We start from the raw sequence: 20,478 nt of genomic DNA, 5'->3' as shown, positions 1-20,478 counted from the left end.
AATCGTCCCATCAAGGCGGCACCGATCGCCGCGCGGGCGAACCCGCGGCCATCGCACTGTTTCAGCCCTGATACGAATAAAACCGCACGCGGACCAGACCTGCACAGAATTCATTTGCGTCCATCGTTGCCGTCGCCTCTGATAAGACGTCCCTGTCCTTCCAGCGTGTGAGGCATCGGGGGTGCCGAGCGGCACTGCCCCACCCGGATCGCACGGACCGCCTGCTCGCCCGGCCTGGCCGGGCGGTCCTCGATCGACGCAGTACGCCAGGGCACGACGCATGGCCAGCAGCGAAGTCATCCGATACGCGGTGGAATTGGGGGACAGCCTGCGGCGCGCGCTCGGCCCGGCCGCTCCCACCGCGGATCTGGATGCGCTGCAGGCGGCCGCACAGCAATTGGATCTGCTCGCGCAGCAGGCGCCGTCCGCGAGCGCCTGGACGGCGGCCGTCGACGCCTGGACCGCCGCTCGCGACAAAATCGCCGCGCATCTGAACCGCTATCTGCTCGAAGGCCTGCCCGATATCCCGGGCCTGCAGGAGCTGGTGCGCGCATTGAACTGGGACAGCCCGCAGGGCCTCAATGGCGAACTGCCGCTCGGCCCGCTGAAGCTGGCGTTTTCCTCGTCATCGCTGGTGCTGCAGCCCAAGCTGCCGGACAACACCACGCTGCCGCCATTCACCGTGGGGCCGCAGCAACCATCGGGCATCGCGGTATCGCTGCCCTCCCCGTTCGGCGGCGGCCTGCCGGGGGGCGGCGCGATCGTGCGCCTGCCTTCGTCCGCCGGCTTCGGCGGCGCGCTGAACGTGCCGCTGGGCCCGGTATCGGTCAGCGCATCGGCGGTGCTGGAGCGCCTGCCGGACGGCGTGCCGTCCTTTCTGGCGCTGATGGGCGTGTCCTTCGTGCCGCCGATCCAGCTGTCCTTCGGCTTCTCGCTGGACCGCGTCGGCGGACTGGTCGGCGTGCACCGTCGCGCCGATACCGAGGCGCTGGCGCTGGCCGTGCGGACCGGCGCGGCGGCCGACACGCTGCTGGCCACGCGCCCGCCGGCCAACCCCAGCATCGCCATCGAAGCGCTGCGCCGCTTCTTTCCGGCGTTCCGCGACCACCATCTGATCGCGCCGACCTTGCGGCTCGCGTGGCTGTCGGCGGGCGCGGGCAGCTTCCTGTCGCTCGATCTCGGCCTGGTGGCCGAGGTCCCCAGCGGCAAGGTCGTGCTGCTCGGCGTCGCCCGCGCCGGCATCCCGGGCGTCCCGGGGCTGGTGCAGTTGCGGCTGGACCTGCTCGGCATCGTCGATCCGGCGCAGGCCTTGATTTCCATCGACGCCAGCCTGGTCGACAGCCATGTGCTCGGCGTCTTCTCGGTCTACGGCGATGCCGCGATGCGGCTGCACTGGGGCAGCCAGGCGTATGCGGTGGTGTCGATCGGCGGCTTCTACCCGGGCTTCAATCCCGAGCCGGCACAGCTGCCGGCCCTGCGCCGCGTCGGACTGTCGCTGCAAACGCTGGGCGGGCCGCTGTCGATCCGCGCCGAAGGCTATCTGGCGTTCACGAGCAACACCATTCAGCTCGGCGGGCGCTTCGACATCACGTTCTCGATGGGGCTGACCGCGCATGGCTTCCTGCAGCTCGATGCGCTGGTGCAGTTCCGCCCGTTTGCCTTCGTCGCCAATGCCTCCGCGGGCTTCGACGTGCGCGCAGGCGGCTTCAGCTTCGGCGGCGTGCGGCTCGACGGCACCGTGTCCGGTCCCGGGCCGCTGGTGATTCGCGGCCGGCTGACCATCGAGACCTTCCTGTTCGACGTCTCCTGGGACGAGACCTTTACGCTGGGCAGCGGCCCGGCCGATATGGCGGCCAGCCCCGGCGAACTGCTGACGATCGTGCAGCAGGAGATCGTGCGGGCCGGCAATGTGCGGGCCGCATCGATCGACGATCCGGCCGTGGTGCTGGCCCCGCGCCCCACGCGCCCGGGCGTTGCCGCCGTGCCGCCGACCGGCGCCCTGCAATGGTCCCAACGTCGCGCGCCGCTGGGCCTGCCGATCGACCGCGTCGACGGCCTGCCGCTGCCGGCGCGCGCCGGCGTGCGCGTGTTGACGCCGGGCGATCCGGTCACCGAACGTTTCGCGCCGGGCCACTACTGCAACCTGAACGAGGCCGAACAGCTGAACCGGCCACCGTTCGACATGCTCGATGCTGGCGTGGTGCTGAGCAGCGGCGCGGCGCACTACAGCACGCACGTGGACGACACGCGCGAGGTCGAGCTGGTCGTGATCCCGCCCGAACTGCAGGACGCAGAGGTCGCCGCGCGCACCGATCTGCGGGCGATCGCCCACCTGGTCGCGGCCAGCCATCGTCCCCCTGCGCTTGGCAGTAACGCGCAGCTGATCCACGCCACCCGCGAAGTGTGGGCTACGGTCCCGCCCACGGAATTGGCGCACTACACCAGCGCCACCGCCGCGCATGCCTTCGCCCGCGGCAACAGCACCGGCGGGGCGGTGCCGATGGCGGACCTGCTGTCGCCGGTGGACCTGTCGGGAGTCTGAGCATGGCCAAGTTCCATTCCTGGCAGGTCACCGCGCTGCGCCACGGCGCCAACGGCAACGTGGTGGCGGGACGCCTGCAGGCCGGCGCCACGCTGACGCTGGAGGAAATCGTCCTCAGCGAGACGCCCCGCTCGATCACCGCGCCCGCCCCCTACGAGCTGTTCGGGCCGGGCGATGTGCAACGGCTGGCGCCCGGGACCATTACCCGGCGCTATCCGCCGCCGGGCGCGTCCGATGCAGAGAACACCAAGCGCGCGCTGATCGAATTCAGCCACGCCGATACGCTCGACCTGCCGTGGCGGTATTCGCCCGATTCGCGCCTGCCCGCCGCGATCCGGCCATGGCTGGTGCTGGTGGTGGGCCTGCCCACCGACGTCGTGCCCGGCCGCGATGGCCGCGTCACGCTGTCGCCGCAGGCGCAGGCCGCTCACCCGCTCGGCGACTCGCACCAGTGGGCGCATGTGCATGAGGTCGACGGCGACTGGTACAGCCGCATCCTGAGCCCCGTAAAACTGGAGCCCCAACGCGCCTATGTCGCCTGCCTGGTGCCCGCTTACGTGGTCGAGCCCGACGGCACGCTGCGCGATGCGTGGCCGGTCGTCGCGGGCCAACCGGTGCGCGTCACGTGCTACGACAGGTGGGGCTTCCGTACCGGCGAAGGCGGCGACTTCGGCGAGATCGCCAAGCGGCTGCGCACGCCCGCCGATGGCGAGCTGAAGGAGGACTTCGGCCGCGCGAAGCTGCATTGCGTGCGGCGCGGGCAGGCGGCTGCCGGCGAGCCTGCCATCGTGGCCCTCCCGATGGGCGGCGCGCTGCAACGGGTCAGCATGGTGGGCGCGCCGGCCGACCCGGTCGCGCCCTGGCTCGCCGCGGAAACCGCCGCGCTCACCGCGATGCCGCCCATGCCGCCGGGCCGCTGGCTGCTGACCGCGCCGCGCTACCACGCGCCGTTCACGATGCCGGGCACGGCGCCCAGCGCAGGCTGGAGCGCGCAGTTTCATACCGATCCGCGCCATCGCGGCGCGGCCGGCCTCGGCGCATGGGCCGCCATCGCATGGCAGGACCGCATCGCCAAGGCCGCCGCCACACGTGCCGGCGATCTGGCGATCGCACGCGAGCGCATCGGCAACGTCGCGCTCGGCGTCGAGGTCTCGCGCTCGCTGTGGTTCCGCCATATGCCGCCCGATCCCGTCGACAAGCTGGCGGTGCTCGGCGCGATGCTGGGCCGCATGCCGGTCAACGAGCAGCAGACGGTGTCGTCGGCCTTGACCGGCCGCACGCCCGGCATGGCGCCGGCGATCTGGTCCTCGGCAGCGCGGCGTGCGCTGCGTCCTGGTCCTGCGCGCTCGGCGTTGACGCGCGACGGCGTCATTCCGCATCGCGTGCTGCTCGAAGCGGCCGCCGCGTGCCCGGTGGCGCCCGACGATCCCGATGCGATCTGGCACAAGCCGCGCGGGGATGCCGGCCCCATATTGAAGGACGCGGTCCGGCGCGCCTTCGACGACAAGCGGCAGGCCGACGACATGTTCGGGCTGCTGATGGACAGCGAAACGACGACGGACCTGAACCGGCTGGCCGCCGCGCTCGATGCGCTGACGCCCGACGCCGATGGCCGCGTCGATCCGGACAAGGTCATTCGCGCGGTGCGCGAACCGCCAACGCTGATCGACGAGCCAACTACGGGCCAATGGGTCGACACGCTGGCGTCGAGCCGCACCCGTTGCCGGCCGGTTGACCTGGACCTGCTGGGCCAACGCGTCGCCGATGCCGTCGACCCTTTCGCCGCGCGCCCGCCCGTGGTCAATCGCGTGCTTGCCACCCTGCCCGGCATCGTCGACATCGGCCCCGTCGAAATCGAACCCGAGCTGGATCTGCCGCTTTGGCAATTCCTCAATGAGGCCGCGCCCGACTGGATGCTGCCCGGCATTGGCGATCTGCAGCAGGACCGCGTGGTGGGCCTGGCCACGCACGCTGCTTTCGTGGAAGGCGTACTGGTCGGCGCCAATCAGCAGGCGCTGGGCGAACTGCGCTGGCGCAATTTCCCGATCGCTCCCCGCTGGTCGCCGCTGCGCAAGTTCTGGCAACGCGCCGGTGGCCAGTTCGATATCCATCCGATCCGCAACTGGCCCGCCGATAAGCCATTGGGCAACGCCGCGCTGACGCCGGCCCCGCGAGCCAGCGAGGCGGTGGTGCTGTTCAAGACCCCGCTGTTCCGGCGCTATCCGGACACGGTGGTGTATCTGTACCGGGCCGAGGCCGACTGGACCGTGCCTCCCGCGAACCAGCCGCTCGACGAGTCGCGCAAGCAGTTTCCGACCTTCCCCGGCAGGATCGGCCCGGATGTCGCGTTCTTCGCCTTCAACGTGGCACCGGCGGATCTGGCCAATTATTGGGTGGTATTGGAAGAGCCGCCCGCCGGCTACCGCTTCTACAGCTGGCACGACGATCAGGACCGGCCCACCGGCACCGTCGCCGACGGCGCGGCCTACGGCTTCGAGACCTTTGCCCCACCGGTGCGCGTGATGATCGGCAAGCTGGAGCTGGCATGAGCGCCGTCGAAGTATTGGCGCCCCTGCGCATCGAAACCCGCTTCTACGCGCCGGACGGCACCCGGCCCGGCTGGATGCTGCGGCTGCGCGCATGGCCCGACGAGTTCTCGATGGCGCGCCGGCCCATCGCGCCGTCGCCGGCCGAGCTCGACCTCTACGACGACGTGCTGCGCCAATTTCCGCTCGATGCCGGCATGCAATGGCGCATGCTGTGCGCGCGGCTCGGCGTCGAACGCGCGCTGTGGCTGCGGCGGAGCGTTGCCATCGTGGCCGAGCCCGCGCCGCATGCGGATCGCGGCGCAGCCCAGCCGCGCGATCCCTCGGCCTGGCCCGACACGCATCAGCCTTACGGCCTGCCGCCGGCGATCCATGTCTGGTTCGTCGAGGCCGGCCAGGGCGGCGCCCCAACGCTGGCCGGCACGATGCACCCGAACCGCGAACGGATTGCCGAACAGCTCGGTCTGACCGCGTTCGAGACGCCCGCCGCCACCGGCGAACTGCCGCGGACATGGTGGACCTCCTTCGACATCGCCAAGGCGGTCGGGCTGGCAATCGAGATCCCCTTCCCGGCCGGCGCGCAGCCGCCGGCGCTCGATGCCATCGTGGTGGCCGGCATGGGCGACGTCTCCCCGGAACCGCTGATCGCGATGCATGCCGTCACGGGCCGGCTGTCGGTGCTGCGGCCGGGGACCCCGACCAATACCGTGGACCGCGAGGCCACCGCCGACGCTGGCACCAACCCCGGCAGCAATCCCGGCGGCAATGCGGCCGCATGGGAAGGCATCGACGATGCGCTGCCCGCTGCGGACAGCGCGTCCGCCGCCGTGATGCAGGCGCTGGCCGGGCCGGATGCCGTTCCGATCAAGCTGCAAGGCGGCGACGTCGACGCCGGCGGACACGATCCGCTGGTCGTGAATGCGCTGTGGCCCGTGCTGTGGGGCCACGCGCTGCGCGATGTGATCGGCGCCGGCGAAGACGAGGCGCGCCTGGCCGAATGGGCGCAGGCGTGGCTCGCGCCGCAGGGGCCGTATCCGGCGATCCGCGTCGGCGCACAGCCCTACGGTTTGCTGCCGGCCACCGTACTCGCCGGCTGGTCCGGTCAAAACATCACGGCGGGACAGATTCGCGACTGGACCGGCCCATGGCGCGATGCGGCCGCCGCGGATGCCGCGATCCACCCTGGCACCGTGGTGGGCGCGTCCGCGCAGCGGGCCGTCGATCTGTTGGGCGAAGACACGCCCACGCGCCGCTGGGCCGTTCGCCTCGTCTCGCCGCTGCCGGTGGTCAACGCGATCCGTGCGACGCGGGGCCTGCCGCCGCTCGAGCCGAGCGCCTTGGAGCGGGAGACGGCATCGAGCCTGGCCGGGCGCAAGACGCCGCTGTCGCCGCTGGGCGCCTTCACGGAGCAGGCGCATCTGCCGGCGAGCACGCCGGAAGCCGACGCCGACGACCCCGACACGCTGCGCCTGCTGCTGGAGGAAGACAGCGAAGCTTTCCCGTACCGCTGGGACCGCAAGCTCGGCCTGCTCGGCCATCTGATCTTCGAATCGCTGTGCCTGCTGCGCGCCAGCGTCGGCCTGGCGCGCGAGGCCATCGACGCCGGCCAGCCCGTCGACCCGCACGCGCCCTTGCCCATGCAGGCCGGCACCGAAGCGCTGATCGATCTGGTGCGGCGCGGCTACCCGGGGACGCCGTCGCAACCGCAGCTGGACGACCTGTTTGCTTCGGCCGATCCCGGCGCACACAGCGTGGCCAAGCGCTGCCTGCGCGGCATCGAGGCACTGGTCGGCCTGGTGCGGGCCTACGCCGACGATCCCGACGGCGTCTTCGGCTGCGTGCTGGCCGCGCTGGATACCGCCAGCCATCGCGTGGATCCGTGGATCACGGGCCTTGCCTGTTCACGCCTGCGCGAATTGCAGGACACGCGTGCGCCGTGGCGGCTGGGCGTATACGGCTGGCTCGATGCGCCGGCGCCCTACGATGCGGCCAATCCCGGCCATGGCCTGCCGCCCGGCCCCACCGCCGCCGGGCTGCTGCACGCGCCGTCGCACGCGCAAGCGATGACGGCCGCGCTGCTGCGAGATGCGGCGGTTCGCCATCCAGGCGATACGCGCTGGCAGATCGAGATCGATTCGGCCCGGGTTCGCGCGGCCATGCGCCTGGCCGAGCGTGTCCGGCTCGGCGTGCATCCCTATGAGGCGCTGGGCCTCGAGGTCGAACGCATCGTCGGCGACTGGGATACCGTGCGCAAGCTGCGCGAGGACTACCCGATGCGCGACACGCATGCCGGCACGCGCTGCTGCGACGGCGCGCGCGTGCTGCGGCTGCTGTTCCGGCCGCAGGCGGGCGATCCGCCGCCGCCGACGCTGCCGGCCGGCGCGCGCGAAGCGCTGGCGACCTGCGATGCGGCGCTCGACACCTATGCCGATCTGCTGGTGACCGACGGCATCCATGCGCTGGTCACCGGCCATGGCGGCCTGGGCAACGCGGCGATGGAGGCCGCGGCGGGCCTCGGTCCGCCGCCCGAACTGCGGGCCATGCGCACGCCGCGGCAGGCCACCAGCGTGCGCGTCTCGGCGTGGGCGGTGCTGCCGCCGGGCAATGCCGCGGGGACGGGCGCACCCCCGGCCGTGCTTGCCGATCCGGCGTTTGCCAGCCTGCTCGAGCAGGAACTGGGCGCTGCCAGCGGCTGGACCTGGACTATCGGTGCCGATACCGTGAGCCTGGCCGACCTCGGCCTGCATGGCATCGAGGCGTTCGCGCTGCCGCCGGACGAATTGACGCAGCGCCTGCGCGGCGAACGCGACGCGTCGCTGCCATTCGCTTCCGGCACAGGCGCCGACAAGCTGGCCCGAGCCACGCGCCTCGCCGAGCTGCTCGGCGGCGGCGACAGCGATCCGCCGCTGCCCGGTGCGATCGATGGCCGCGACGACGACGCGGCGCCCGCCTCGCCATTGCGCGACGCGATGGTGGCCGATCTGGCGGGCCGCCTGAGCGCGCTGCGGAACCGGCTGACGTCGCTGCTGGGCTCGCTTGCCGCGGCCGATCTGAACGACCCGGCCGCGGTGGCATGGTGCCTTGCGCAATGCCGCGCCTGGGGCGCCGTGCGGGCCGACGATGCCGAGCCGCTGGCGCAGGCGCTGGCGCGCTTGCAGACCCGCCTGGCGGCCGCGCCGGAAGCCGAAGCCGAAGCCGGAGCCAACAGCGTGCGCGGCCTGCGGCAATCGATCCGCGCCCTCGTCGGCCACGCCCGCCTGCCGGTGCTGCCGCTGGTGCCGTCGCTGGCCGTCGGTCCGCTGCGCGCCGCGATGCGCGACGACGAAGGACGCCCGCGCACCGACCGCGAATGGCTCGAGATCGTCGCCGCCGTGCGCCCGCGCCTGGCGAGCCTGGAGGCCTGGCAACTCGATCCCGCAACGCGGCCGTGGCGCGCCGCCGTACGCACCGCCGATGGCTCGGGCGATCCGTGGAGCCCTGCAGGGCCGGTGGTGGTGGCCTACGGGCCGGACCCTGCCGCGCTCGCCGGCAGCATGGCGACGGTGGCGATCGCCGGTCTCGACGCCTGGCAGGACGCGATCCCGTCGACCCGGCACACGACCAGCGCGGCCTTCGGTTTCAACGGCCCGAAGTCGCGCGCGCCGCAGGCGGTGCTGCTGGCCGTGCCGCCCGACGCGAGCCGGCGCCTGAACGACGCGGAACTGGCGGCACTGGTGCTGGAGACGCGGCAGCTCGCGCGTGCCCGCGCCTGCCGCCCGCGGCCGGGCAGCCGGGTCGCGACGCCGGCGGCGCTGTCGTCCCTGCCGGACATGTTCTGGAGCCATTGGACCTGATGCCGCTCGCCGGCAAGCGACCACCACCGACAGCCCACCGATCGAGACCGCCATGTCCCTGCACTTCCGCCTCGAACCGCTCAGCCCGCCGACGGACTTCCATCGCGGCCTGCGGGCACGCGTCGCCGATCCCGTCTGGTTCCTGACGCGGCAATGGCAGCTCGGCGAGCTGCAGGGCGAAGACGTATCGAGCCCGATCGCGGTGGCGGTCAGCGTCACGCATGAGCCCTTGCGCTATGCGCCGCGCCGGCCCGATCTCGATCCGGCCCGCATCCCGGCCGAGGCGCTGGTCGAGGCCGAGCCCGGCGACTGGTGGACCATCGGCCGGCGCGTGCGGTTGGGTCGCGCCGCCGCGCCGCTGTTGCCCGCGCTGCCGCCGCAGCGCCTGCGGACCTTGCGCCTCGGTCCGCTGCCGCCGCCTTACGAAGCCATGTCGGAGGAACTGGACGGCCGCGCGATCTTTATCGCGGGCCTGCTCGCCGGCCATGCGCTGTGGAACGAGGTGCCATCGCCGCCCGCCGACAACTGGTCGTCGCGCAAGCTGACGCACGATGCGCACTTCAGCGCGGGCACGCGCGGCCTGGAGATTCGCGATCACGATGGCGGCGACGTCGACTGGTATTCCGCCGACGCGGGCGGTACGGTGCTGCGCGCGGACGCCGGCACGAACGGCGGCACGAACGCGGGCACGAATGGAGGCACGTCGGCGTCGATGACCTCGTCACGGCAACTGCTGGTCAGCCGCCTGTCCTACCCCGGCGCGCCGCATCCGCGCTGGTGGCAGATCGAGGATGGTGCCGTGGACCTGGGCGCCTTCTCGCCGGACCGCTCGCATCTGGGCACCGCGCTGCTGCTCGATGTGGCGCTGGCCCATGCCGACGACTGGTTCTGGTTTCCGGTGCCGGAGCCACCCCCGAGTGCCGGCGGCGAGCGGCCGCCCTCGTCCGGCATGCTGGTGACGCTGCGCGACACGGTGGTGCACGACAGCTTCGACGATACGTGGACGCTGGCGCCGCCCCCGGTGGACGGCCCGCAGGCCTGGTCGCTGTTCCGCACCACCGGCATGGAAGCGGGCGCGCTGCTGATCTGGCCCGTCGCGGTGGCGCCGCATGCCGGCCCCTGGCTGGACGACGTCTCGCTCGGCATCGACGAGGACGCCAACGTGGCCTGGGCGGTGGAGCTGCGCGCCGACGGTCGCGTGCTGCTGGCCGACGACACCAGCGAGGCGGCCGCACGCGAGACCACGCGCACCGGTACCCGCCAGTTCCGCTATCTGCCGTCAAACACCCTGCCCGCGCACTGGCATCCGTATCGGCGTACCGGCCCCGACGGACGCTACGGTGACTGGCAGCAGGGGCTGGTGGCCGATCTCGGTGGCGTGCTGCCGCGCGTGCGGCCCGGTCCGGCATCGCGGCTGATCGGCGGGCCGTCGGGGCCCGGCTTCGGACGCGGCCACGAGATCGCGCCCGAGGCGATCGCCAGCAGCGGCGTCTCGCTGCGCCGCCGTGCGCGGCTGGCGCGCGATACGGAGGGCCGCCCGGTGCTGTGGGTCGAACGCAGCCGCACGCCGCTGGCGGGGCCACCGGTCTCGCATCTGCGCTTCGACGTGATGGCGGAAGATGTCGTGCCGCCGGGAGACGGCGATGGCTGAGGCTTATGTCGACGTGAAGCTGTTCGATGGCTTCGTGCTGCCGTACGAGAGCGGCGCCGAGCAGTATCTGGGCGAGCTCAAGCCATGGTGGGACGAGATAGCGGCCAGCTATCCGGGGCTGTCGCTCGATCCGGGCTTTCCGGCGGAGCAGATCCCCTTGCTGGCCCATATGGTGGACGCGGCGCGGATGCTGGGCGGCGAGCCGCCCGATCCCTTCGCGTGGTTCGAGGTGCCATGCGAGGCGGCGCAGCTGGAGGCGCTGACCGGGCTGCTGTACGGGCTGCCCTTCGTCGAATGGGCGGAGCCGCGGATGCCCGCATATCCCGCTGGCCGTATCGCCTATGGCACCAACGAGGATGCGATCGTGTCCCAGCAATTGGCCGCGGCGCCGGGCGGCATCGATGCCTACTACGCCTGGCGCGTGGCGGGCGGTACAGGACGTGGCGTCAACATGGTCGACGTCGAGCACGGCTGGAACCTGCAGCACATCGAGCTGGCCACCGTGCCGATCGTGCCGTACTCGGTGTTCGGCGTGGCGGACCGCGAGGACACGGACCATGGCACGTCTGTCCTGGGTATCGTCGTGGCACCCGACAACGGCGGCGGCATCGTCGGCATCGCGCCCGAGGCCCGCGCCCATGTGGTGACGTCGATGCGCGCGGATGGGAAGCACTGGCTCGACGCCGCGCTGCTGATCGCCGGCGATGCGGTGCGGCCCGGCGGCGTCGTGCTGATCGAGCTGGCCAGCCCGCGGCCCTGGCTGACGCTTCCGGGCAAGGACCCGGCGCTGCCAGTGGAACTGTCCAGGAAGACTCAGCAGACGATCCAGCTGCTGGTCTTCTTCGGCATCACGGTGATCGAGCCCGCCGGCAACTCCGGGGACGACCTCGATGCCCGGCCTCAATGCGATCACATCAATCCGGCCAAGCCGGTGTTCCGCGATTCGCTGGCCATCCTGGTCGGCGGCGCGACACAGGCAGCGCCGGTGGATGGCGTGCGGCAACCCTGGCGGCGCGGTTCGACCTTCGGCGCACGCGTGGACTGTTTCGCCGATTTCGAGGGCTCACGGGGCCCCTACGACGATCCGGTCTATCCCTATCACACCTTCGGCGGCACCTCGGGCGCCTCCGCGGTGATCGCCGGCGTCGTCTGCGCGATCCAGGGCATGCAGGCGGCCCGGGACGGCCAATGCCTGTTTCCCACGTCGATTCGCGATCTGCTGCGCAATCCCTCGCTGTGCACACCGGCCGCGTCCGATCCGCCGGGCAATATCGGCGGCATGCCGGACCTGCGCAAGATCGCCGTGCATATGGGCTGGCCGCGCATCCTGCCCGCGCCGGCCGCCGCGGCCATCGCCGGCGACAGCGCGCTGCTGGTCGGGCTCGGCGCCGATGACCGGCTGAGCCTGCGGATGTGGTCGCGGCTGTTCGGACCCGGCCCCGAACTTCCGCAGCCCGACAGCGCGCCGTTTCAGCTGTCCGATTCGCAGCCGGCGCTGCTGGTGTCGCTGGAAACGGCACCGCTGCTGCGCACCGTATTCGAGGTGTTCGTCACCAGCGTTCGCGGCACCTTGCGGTACTACTACTGGGACACGCTGGGCAATACCGGGGACATCGCCAGGGATTGGACCGAGATCGCCAGCCTCGCGCCGGGCTACGACGTGGCGGCGTGCCATCCGCTGTACGAACTGACGACGGTGGCGGCGATCCAGCCGAGCGGCCAGTTGGTAGTGGTCGAATACGACGCCACCGAAATGGGCAATCACGACTTCTCCGCCCCGGTGCAGCTCGATTCCTTCAGTACCTACCGCCGCACGCCCGGTCCGGTGATGCTGTCGCGCAAGGCGCGCACGGCCGATGTGGTGGCCATCGATGACGGCGGCGCGCTGCGCTGGATCGCCGGCAACGTTCCCCAGGGCAACACCATCACGTTCTGGCACGACGCGGTGGCCGCGCAGTGCGATGTCGCGATGGAGCCGGGCGTCAAACCCGGCATCGCCGGCACGCTCGATGGCGTCGCCGTGGTGGCGGTCGGCAGCGACGGGTTGCTCCATGCCTGCGGCTTCGGCCTGCAGCCGCTGCTGTTCGAGACGCTGGTGCCGATCGGACCCGCGCCGGCCTTCGCCGCGCAAGGCCATCTCGGCCTGGCGCTCTTGCACGGCGATACGCTGGTTGCGGTGGCCGTCAGCGTCGACGGCCTGCTGCACGCCGCGTTCCGCCTCTTGGTGCCGGGCGGCGAATGGTCGCCCTTGCTGGCGATCGATCCCTACACCGCGGTCAGCCCGGCCGGCGGCGCCACTGTCGTGACGCAGGGCGATACCGTCATGGTGTTCGCCGTGCTGCCCGATGGCCGGGTCTGCCGCAGCGATTACACGCCGGACAGCGGCTGGTCGCCGATCGTCGCTGGATAATGCGCTCGAACCGGCTGCCGGCTTGCATCGCCTCGCCCGTTGGAAGCGCCATGGGCGGGCAGGACGCCGACCGTACCGCGCGCTGAGCGCGCCAACCCGTTGCGGACGGACCGCGTTCGCGCTTATCGCGTCGTGCCCAGCGCGCCGCCGTATTGCGCCGCGCCCTGCTGCCGCGATACCAGCCGCGCCGGCACCAGCAACGTCAGCACCGCGCCGACGACCAGGCAGCCGGCGAGCAGGTACATGCCGGCGTTGGTGCTCTGCGTCAGGTCCTTCAGCCAGCCGACCGCATAAGGGCTGATAAAGCCCGCCAGGTTGCCCAGCGAATTGATCATAGCGATGCCGGCCGCCGCGCCGGTGCCGGCAAGGAATGCCGTCGGCAGGCTCCAGAACAGCGGCAGCGTGGTCATGATGCCGATTGTCGCCAGCGTCAGGCCCACCATCGCCAGCACGGTGCGGTCGTACCACAGCACCGACAGCACCAGTCCGATCGCCCCGGCCAGCGCGGGAATGGCGATATGCCAGCGCCGTTCGCCGCGGCGGTCGGCGCTGCGCGCCACCAGCACCATGCCGAGCACGGCCACGCCATAGGGAATCGCGGTCAGCAGTCCGATATCGAGCGCGCCCTTGACGCCGGTCTGCCGGATGATGGTCGGCAGCCAGAAGCTGATGCCGTACAGGCCCATCACGAAGCTGAAGTAGATGGCGCTCATCATCCAGACGCGCGGGCTCGACAGCACGCGGCGCACCGGCAGGTCTTCCTTGTGCGCGGATTCCGCGGCGACATTGCGCTCGAGCACGGCCTTTTCCTCGGCCGTCAGCCACTTGGCATGGCCGATGCGATCGTCGAGGTAGGCCAGCACCCACAGGCCCACCAGCACCGACGGAATGCCTTCGAGCAGGAACATCCATTGCCAGCCGGACCAGCCGTTGTGGCCGTCGAAGGTCTGCATGATCCAGCCCGACAGCGGGCCGCCGATCACGCCCGACAGCGCGACGGCCGTCATGAACCATGTCGTCGTGCGCCCGCGCCGTTCGGCGGGATACCAATAGGTCAGGTACAGGATGATGCCGGGGAAAAAGCCCGCCTCCGCGACGCCCAGCAGGAAACGCAGCACGTAGAACATCGTCGGCGTGGTGACGAACATCATCGCCGCCGAGATCAGGCCCCAGGTGATCATGATCCGCGCGATCCATACACGGGCGCCGACCTTGTGCAGGATCACGTTGCTCGGAATCTCGAACAGGAAATAGCCGATAAAGAAAACGCCCGCCCCGAGGCCATAGACCGTCTCGCTGAACTTCAGGTCGTTGAGCATCTGCAGCTTGGCGAAACCGACATTGACGCGATCCAGATACGCGACCACGTAGCACAGCAGCAGAAACGGAACGAGGCGCCAGCTGACCTTGCGGTAGATCGCGTCTTCGAATCCGGGATCCGTGGAACTCATGGCTGTCTCCTGATGGTTGTCATGCATGACGATGATGTCGACAGTGACGATGCGCCCGCCTCGTGGGCGGCCGCTGCGGGGTGCGAGGCGGTCAGACGCAGCGGCCGCCGTCCACTTCGATGCAGGTGCCGGTGACGAAGGCCGCTTCGTCCGATGCCAGGTAGAGGCAGGCCGCCGCGATATCGGCGGGCGTGGACATCCGTCCCATCGGAATCGTCGCCAGGAAGGAGGCGCGATTCTCCGGCGTGTCGGGCTTGCCCATGAATTGCTCCAGCAGCCCGGTCGCGCCGATCACCGGATTGACGCAATTGACGCGGATATTGTCCGGTCCGAGCTCGGCGGCCATGGCCTTGCTCGCGGTCACCACCGCGCCCTTGCTGGCGTTGTACCAGACCAGCCCCGGACGCGGCCGGATTGCGGCGGTCGATGCGATATTGACGAAGACGCCGCCGCCGCGTTGGCGGAAATGCGGAATGAAATGGCGCGCGGTCCAATACAGGCTTTTGACGTTGACCGCCTGCACACGATCGAATTCGTCTTCGGTAATGTCGAGAATGGGTTTGTTGCGATGCGTGGTGCCGGCATTGTTGACGACGATGCCGACATCGCCGAATGCGGCCAGCGCGACTTCGCGCATCGCTTCCACATCGCTGCCCTTCGAGACGTCGGCGCGCACGGCGCGGGCCTGTCCGCCCTGCTGCTCGATGGCTTGCGCCACCCCGGTGGCCTTGGCCTCATCGATATCGGCGACCACCACGCGCGCCCCTTCCCGCGCGAACAGATTGGCGATGCCTTCGCCAAAGCCGGAACCGCCACCGGTCACCACTGCCACCTTGCCCGCCAGTCTCATGCTTGTCTCCATCGTTATGGTGTGGCTGTATGGCGGGACATTTTAGCTTCGCTTTGCGATCGGAGTGACATCCCTTGAAATATTGCCAATTGCCATATTGATGGCGGCGGGAGGCGGAAACACTTACACGGCTTTCGCGGCGGCGCGATCCAGCACCACGAAATATTTGCGCACCGGCTCGATGACTTCGAATACGCCTTCGAATCCGGCGGGAATCACGCAGGCATCACCGGGGCCGAATTCGCGCGCCTCACCGGCGGCATCGCTGATGCGCAGGCGGCCGCTGATCACGTGAAAGAACTCTTCCTTGCCCGCCGGAAAGGCAATGCGCCAGGCACCAGGTTCGCAGGCCCAGATGCCGCAATCGAAATCGCCATGCGCCGCGCTGTAATGCGTCCACGTGGTGCGATCGGGATTGCCGCGCACCAGGCGGTCGGGACGCGGATTGTCGTGGGTGGGAACGGGGTCGTTGCGGAAGTCGATCAGCTTGGTCATCGGTACCACGGTGTTGTCGTTGGGAATGGTGTTATCCGCCCGCGCCGGTCCAGCGCAATTCGCTCAGATAGTCGTGGCCATCGGTGGCCATCCAGGTGCGCCGGAATTCGACCGGGGCGCCTTGCAGATCGAATGCGACGCGGATCGCCAGCAATACCGGATGTCCGGCCGGCAAGCCGAATTCGCCGGCCATGCCTTGCGGCAATATGCGCGCCTGCAAACGATCCTCGACGCGGCTGATCGATACGCCGCACTGCTGCTCGAGAAACGAGTACACCAGATGCGCGGCGGCGCCGTCCTCGCCCCATTCCTTCGCGCCGACGCGGGCAAACGGGAAGGCGATGGTCTCCAGCACCAGCGGGGTGTCGTCGATGTCCCGGCGGCGCCGCAGCCGGTAGACCATCGCGTCGGGCGGCAGCTTCAGCGCCGCCTTTTCCTCATCGTCGGCGCTCGCCCGTTCGCGGCTCAGGACGGTATCGACCGGCAGCCGCCGTGCGCCATCGGCGCGATCGACCAGGCGGAAGAAGCTGGTGAAGGCGCGCTCGTCGGTGGCGCGCGCGACAAACGTGCCGCGGCCGCGATGGCGCGTGACCAGGCCCTGTCCGCTGAGGACGTCGAACGCCTTGCGCACGGTGCCGACGCTGACTTTCAGTTCCCTGGCAAGCGCCTCTTCGCCGGGCAGCAATTGGCCGGGCAGCCATTCCCCTCCGATGATGCGTTCGCGGATATGCCGGGCAAGGCGGACAAAGGCCGGGCTCAGGTCGATGGCGGTCATCCGCGAATTCTATATAGAACATAGAAATAACACTACAGAATTTGATTCCCAACGGCGGATCGACTCCCTACAGTCACCATCCATCTGCATCGCAAATTGCACAGCGGTGACCACGCAAATTCACCGCCAATTCACCGCAAAGTCATCGCCAATTCCGGCATCGGCATCGATGCAGCGCCAATAACCGGCCGCGAACAAACAGCCTGGAATATCCGACCGGGTCTACGCGCAAGGCCGGAACGACCGAGGAGACAACAGCCATGAACCAACCATCCACCGCCGCGCGCCTGCTTGGCGCGCTGACGCTGGCCGCCGCCTGCGGCGCCGCCCTTGCGCAGACCGCGTATCCGACCCGCCCCGTGACCATCGTGGTGCCCTACTCGCCCGGCGGCACCACCGATATCGTCGCGCGGCTGGCCGCGCAATACCTGTCCGAGTCGCTGGGCAAGAGCTTCGTGGTGGACAACCGCCCCGGCGCCAGCGGCACCATCGCGGCGGGCATGGTGGCCAAGGCCGCGCCCGACGGCTACACGCTGCTGGCCAACGAGGTCGGCCAGACCGCGACGCCGGCGCTGTTTTCCAACCTGAAGTACGACCCGGTCAAGGACCTGACGCCGGTCACGCTGATCGCCGAAACGCCGGTGGTGCTGGCCGTCACGCCTTCTTTGCCGGTACGCACCCTCAAGGACCTGCTGGCCTACGGCAAGGCGCATCCGAATGCGCTGAACTACGGCTCGGGCGGCGCCGGCAGCGGCCCGCATATCGCCGGCGAGCTGTTCAAGCAGGTATCGGGCATTCCGGTCACGCACGTCCCCTACAAGGGCTCGGGCCCGGCGATCACGGATCTGATGGCCGGGCAGATCCAGATGCTCGCCTCCGCCGCGCCGACCATCGCGCCGCACGTGGTCAGCGGCAAGATCCGCGCGCTGGCCGTCGCCGGACCGCGCCGCGTGCCGACGCTGCCCGATGTGCCGACCGCCGCCGAGGCCGGCCTGCCGGGCTTCCAGTTCAGCATCTGGTTCGGGCTGGCCGCGCCCCATGGCACGCCGCCCGAGATCGTCAACAAGCTGAACACCGAACTGCAGAAGATGCTGCAGCAGCCGGCCATCCGCGAAAAGCTGTCGGCCGCGGGCGCCGATCCGGTCGGTGCCGGTCCGGAAGCCTTCGGCAAACGCATTGCCAGCGAAACCCGCCGCTGGGGCGACCTGATCCGCCAGTCGGGCATCAAGCTGGATTGATCCAATACATCGAATTGCCATGAACAAGTCCATCCATCGCATTACCTCGGTCGAAGCCCTGCACGTCGGGCAGTTCCTCTATGCCCGCATCCGCACGGAGGCCGGCCTGACCGGCTATGGCGAGGCCGGTTCCTGGGGCCATATCGAGGCCGCCAAGGCCGCGCTGGAGAAATTCGGCCAGTATCTGGTCGGCAAGGACGCGAACCAGATCGAGATGCACTGGAACGTGATGCAGCGCTTCTCGCATTTCCGCGGCACGGCGGTCAATGCCGCGGTATCGGCCATCGATATCGCACTGTGGGACCTGCTGGGCAAGCGCCTGCAGGCGCCGGTCTGGCAATTGCTGGGGGGCGGGTATCGCGACAAGCTGCGCGTCTACGGCCACGTCTACGCGGAAACGCTGGACGAGGTGCTGGCCGACTGCCGCCGCCTGCGCGCGGAGGGCTTTACCGCGGTCGGGCATATCAACCCCTTCCTCGACGAACCGGAGGGCGAGGCCTATTTCCGCTCGCACGCCGGCAAGGTGCGCGACGCCAGGGAGCGCGTGATGGCCTTCCGCGAGGCCGTCGGTCCCGATGTCGACCTGCTGATCGAGATGCATCGGCGCCTGAGCCCGGCCGAGGCCATTGCCATCGGTCAGGTGCTGGAGCCGCTGACCCCGATGTGGCTGGAGGATCCGCTGCGGCCCGAGTTCTATCCGCAGATGACGACGGTCGGCCATGCCATCCGCGTGCCGATCGCCACCGGCGAGCGCTTCTGCACGCCGGCCGAATTCCATCTGCAGCTGGCCGGCGGCGGCGTGCGTTTCGCGCGCACCTCCGTCTGCGTCTGCGGCGGCATCACCGGCGCAAGGAAGATCGCCGCGCTGGCGGAGGCGCAGAACGTCGATATCGCTCCGCACAACCCGCTGTCGCCGATCAGCCTGGCCGCCTGCATGCAGGTCGCCGCGGCGGTGCCCAACTTCGCGATCCAGGAATATCCGACCGGCTTCGAGAACCTGGTGCTGAAGTCGGGCCAGAAACTGCTCGGTGCCGATCTGGTCAAGCGCTATCCGGTGCCGGAGAACGGCTTTATCGCGGTGCCGGACGCGCCGGGGATCGGCATCGAGCTGGTCGACGACGTCGAGCACAAGCGCGCCCCGCTGTATCGGCCGGTGTCGATGCGGCGGACCATCGACGGCGCGCCGCTGGACCAATAAGGCGCTATCGCGCTCTACAGCTGCGCAGCGACCGTTCCAGGCCCGCTCCGAGCCTGCGCTACGACGGCCCTACGCCCGCTCGCCGACCTGGCTCTCCAGCTCGGCGAGCCGCTTCTTCAGCGCCCGCTCCTCCTGGAAGCGGGCGGTCTCGTCGCGGATCACCGCGACGATCCCCGTCACGGCGCCGCCCGCGTCCTTCAGCAGCGCGACCGTGAAGGCGATCGACATTGCCTTGCCGTCCTTGTCGATCGCCGGTACCTTCAGCAACTCGCTGCCGTAGCGGGTCGTGCCGGTCGCCATCGTCTTGTCGTAGCCCTGCCAGTGCCGCGCGCGCAGACGCTCCGGAATGATCAGATCGAGCGATTGGCCCAGCGCCTCGGCCTCGCTATAGCCGAACATCCGCTCCGCCGCTGGATTCCATAGCGTGATGGCGCCCTGGGCGTCGGCGATCACGATGGCATCGCCGATGGCCGCCACCAGTTGCGCATAGTCGATCGGGTCCGGCATGGGGGTCTCCTTGTTGTGGGGCATTCGTTCATTCGGACATTGCGGGGGCGTTCGTTGCACCCGGTCCTGAACCGACGGTAGCCCGATCCGCGCCGCCCCGCAATGGCGGCCTTGACGCCAGCGTGGAATATCCCATTCGCCCCGGTACTGGGCGCCATTCGATGATTTCGCTTGGGAATCAATGGGAGGCCATTTAAGATGCCGCCCTGGGCAAGGCCACATACGGCCGATGGGCCCATCGCTTGTCCCCGACTGCCCGTCCCGTCGACCCGTCGTCGAGACCTGTCATTACCGAACAAAATGCTGCGAGCGCGTACACGTATTCTTCTGGCGTCGTTGATCGCCTTGCTGATGATTCTCCCCGCCAGCGCGAGTACCGGGAAGCTGGATGCCCGCCTGCAAGCGGCGGCCGCGAACGGCGATGCCGCCGCCATTGCCCTGCTGATCAAGCAAGGGGCCAATCTGGAAGCGCGGGACGAGAGCGGCGCCACGCCGCTGCTGATCGCGACCCGCCACAACCATGTCGACGCCGCCAGGGTGCTGATCGACGCCGGCGCCAACGTCAATGCCAAGGACCGCATCCAGGACAGCGCCTACCTCCATGCGGGTGCGCGCGGCCACAACGAGATCCTGAAGATGACGCTGACGCATGGCGCCGATCTGAAGAGCACCAACCGCTATGGCGGCACGGCGCTGATTCCGGCGGCCGAACGCGGCCATGTCGAGACCGTGCGCATCCTGATCGCCGCGGGGGTGGACGTCAATCACATCAACAGGCTGCATTGGACCGCCCTGCTGGAAGCGATCATTCTCGGCGATGGCGGACCGAAGCACACCGAGATCGTCCGCCTGCTGGTCAATGCGAAGGCCGATGTGAATATTCCCGATGGCAAGGGCGTGAGCGCGCTGCAGCATGCGCGGCAGCGCGGCTATCGGGAAATCGAGAAGATCCTGGTCAAGGCCGGCGCGCGGCAATAGCGCG

The 20,478-nt window shown here is 69.8% G+C and carries 13 protein-coding genes; 8 read left to right on the top strand and 5 right to left on the bottom strand.

The features are described from left to right. Window positions 1–280 precede the first annotated feature (280 nt). From K7G19_RS02425 to K7G19_RS02405, 5 genes are read left to right on the top strand one after another with little or no spacing between them, the layout of a single operon-like run. Complete coding sequence (locus K7G19_RS02425) at window positions 281–2,542, top strand: DUF6603 domain-containing protein (RefSeq protein WP_226105594.1); 2,262 nt, start codon at window positions 281–283, stop codon at window positions 2,540–2,542. A gap of 2 nt (window positions 2,543–2,544) precedes the next feature. Continuing rightward, a complete protein-coding gene (locus K7G19_RS02420) occupies window positions 2,545–5,091 on the top strand; it encodes a hypothetical protein (protein ID WP_226105592.1) in 2,547 nt (848 codons plus the stop codon). Further along, window positions 5,088–8,921 (top strand): hypothetical protein, encoded by a 3,834-nt coding sequence (locus K7G19_RS02415; RefSeq protein ID WP_226105590.1) that lies wholly within the window; start codon window positions 5,088–5,090, stop codon window positions 8,919–8,921. Before K7G19_RS02420 ends, K7G19_RS02415 begins: the two co-directional genes overlap by 4 nt. A gap of 52 nt (window positions 8,922–8,973) precedes the next feature. Continuing rightward, on the top strand, window positions 8,974–10,572 hold the full coding sequence (locus K7G19_RS02410; protein ID WP_226105588.1) for a hypothetical protein: 1,599 nt from the start codon (window positions 8,974–8,976) through the stop codon (window positions 10,570–10,572). Continuing rightward, entirely contained in the window at window positions 10,565–12,982 is a 2,418-nt protein-coding gene (locus K7G19_RS02405) for a hypothetical protein (protein ID WP_226105586.1), read from the top strand. Before K7G19_RS02410 ends, K7G19_RS02405 begins: the two co-directional genes overlap by 8 nt. Before the next feature lie 122 nt (window positions 12,983–13,104). Here K7G19_RS02405 and K7G19_RS02400 read toward each other — a convergent pair whose 3' ends face one another. The 4 genes from K7G19_RS02400 to K7G19_RS02385 all read right to left on the bottom strand — a co-directional run bounded on the left by K7G19_RS02400 (window position 13,105) and on the right by K7G19_RS02385 (window position 16,553). Then, a complete protein-coding gene (locus K7G19_RS02400) occupies window positions 13,105–14,433 on the bottom strand; it encodes an MFS transporter (RefSeq protein WP_226105585.1) in 1,329 nt (442 codons plus the stop codon). Between the two features lie 91 nt (window positions 14,434–14,524). Further along, window positions 14,525–15,283 (bottom strand): glucose 1-dehydrogenase, encoded by a 759-nt coding sequence (locus tag K7G19_RS02395; RefSeq protein ID WP_149318323.1) that lies wholly within the window; start codon window positions 15,281–15,283, stop codon window positions 14,525–14,527. 123 nt (window positions 15,284–15,406) lie between these two features. Continuing rightward, the gene (locus K7G19_RS02390; protein ID WP_226105583.1) at window positions 15,407–15,778 is read right to left on the bottom strand and encodes a cupin domain-containing protein; all 372 of its coding nucleotides are present in this window, start codon (window positions 15,776–15,778) and stop codon (window positions 15,407–15,409) included. 31 nt (window positions 15,779–15,809) lie between these two features. After that, window positions 15,810–16,553 (bottom strand): GntR family transcriptional regulator, encoded by a 744-nt coding sequence (locus K7G19_RS02385; protein ID WP_226105581.1) that lies wholly within the window; start codon window positions 16,551–16,553, stop codon window positions 15,810–15,812. A gap of 260 nt (window positions 16,554–16,813) precedes the next feature. Between K7G19_RS02385 and K7G19_RS02380 the strand changes: the two genes are divergently transcribed. Together K7G19_RS02380 and K7G19_RS02375 are read left to right on the top strand one after the other, a co-directional pair. Next, window positions 16,814–17,791, top strand: a complete 978-nt coding sequence (locus K7G19_RS02380) for a tripartite tricarboxylate transporter substrate binding protein (protein ID WP_226105579.1) — start codon at window positions 16,814–16,816, stop codon at window positions 17,789–17,791. 19 nt (window positions 17,792–17,810) lie between these two features. Beyond that, window positions 17,811–18,989 (top strand): mandelate racemase/muconate lactonizing enzyme family protein, encoded by a 1,179-nt coding sequence (locus K7G19_RS02375; protein WP_150083738.1) that lies wholly within the window; start codon window positions 17,811–17,813, stop codon window positions 18,987–18,989. Between the two features lie 69 nt (window positions 18,990–19,058). Here the strand turns inward: K7G19_RS02375 and K7G19_RS02370 are convergent, their stop codons facing one another. Then, window positions 19,059–19,496, bottom strand: a complete 438-nt coding sequence (locus tag K7G19_RS02370; protein WP_149318318.1) for a PAS domain S-box protein — start codon at window positions 19,494–19,496, stop codon at window positions 19,059–19,061. Between the two features lie 300 nt (window positions 19,497–19,796). Here K7G19_RS02370 and K7G19_RS02365 point away from each other — a divergent pair, with 300 nt between their 5' ends. Further along, window positions 19,797–20,474, top strand: a complete 678-nt coding sequence (locus K7G19_RS02365; protein ID WP_149318412.1) for an ankyrin repeat domain-containing protein — start codon at window positions 19,797–19,799, stop codon at window positions 20,472–20,474. The last annotated feature ends 4 nt before the right edge of the window (window positions 20,475–20,478 follow it).

Origin of the sequence: Cupriavidus sp. DB3 (assembly GCF_020418465.1) — a bacterium.
GTDB classification, from domain to species: domain Bacteria; phylum Pseudomonadota; class Gammaproteobacteria; order Burkholderiales; family Burkholderiaceae; genus Cupriavidus; species Cupriavidus cauae.
Note: the sequence above shows the minus strand (reverse complement) of the source record. Positions and strands in the feature narration are given on the sequence as shown.

Coding starts and splice junctions, on each gene's coding strand:
- K7G19_RS02425 (WP_226105594.1), top strand. CDS start 281: ATGGCCAGCAGCGAAGTCATCCGATACGCGGTGGAATTGGGGGACAGC.
- K7G19_RS02420 (WP_226105592.1), top strand. CDS start 2,545: ATGGCCAAGTTCCATTCCTGGCAGGTCACCGCGCTGCGCCACGGCGCC.
- K7G19_RS02415 (WP_226105590.1), top strand. CDS start 5,088: ATGAGCGCCGTCGAAGTATTGGCGCCCCTGCGCATCGAAACCCGCTTC.
- K7G19_RS02410 (WP_226105588.1), top strand. CDS start 8,974: ATGTCCCTGCACTTCCGCCTCGAACCGCTCAGCCCGCCGACGGACTTC.
- K7G19_RS02405 (WP_226105586.1), top strand. CDS start 10,565: ATGGCTGAGGCTTATGTCGACGTGAAGCTGTTCGATGGCTTCGTGCTG.
- K7G19_RS02400 (WP_226105585.1), bottom strand. CDS start 14,433: ATGAGTTCCACGGATCCCGGATTCGAAGACGCGATCTACCGCAAGGTC.
- K7G19_RS02395 (WP_149318323.1), bottom strand. CDS start 15,283: ATGAGACTGGCGGGCAAGGTGGCAGTGGTGACCGGTGGCGGTTCCGGC.
- K7G19_RS02390 (WP_226105583.1), bottom strand. CDS start 15,778: ATGACCAAGCTGATCGACTTCCGCAACGACCCCGTTCCCACCCACGAC.
- K7G19_RS02385 (WP_226105581.1), bottom strand. CDS start 16,553: ATGACCGCCATCGACCTGAGCCCGGCCTTTGTCCGCCTTGCCCGGCAT.
- K7G19_RS02380 (WP_226105579.1), top strand. CDS start 16,814: ATGAACCAACCATCCACCGCCGCGCGCCTGCTTGGCGCGCTGACGCTG.
- K7G19_RS02375 (WP_150083738.1), top strand. CDS start 17,811: ATGAACAAGTCCATCCATCGCATTACCTCGGTCGAAGCCCTGCACGTC.
- K7G19_RS02370 (WP_149318318.1), bottom strand. CDS start 19,496: ATGCCGGACCCGATCGACTATGCGCAACTGGTGGCGGCCATCGGCGAT.
- K7G19_RS02365 (WP_149318412.1), top strand. CDS start 19,797: ATGCTGCGAGCGCGTACACGTATTCTTCTGGCGTCGTTGATCGCCTTG.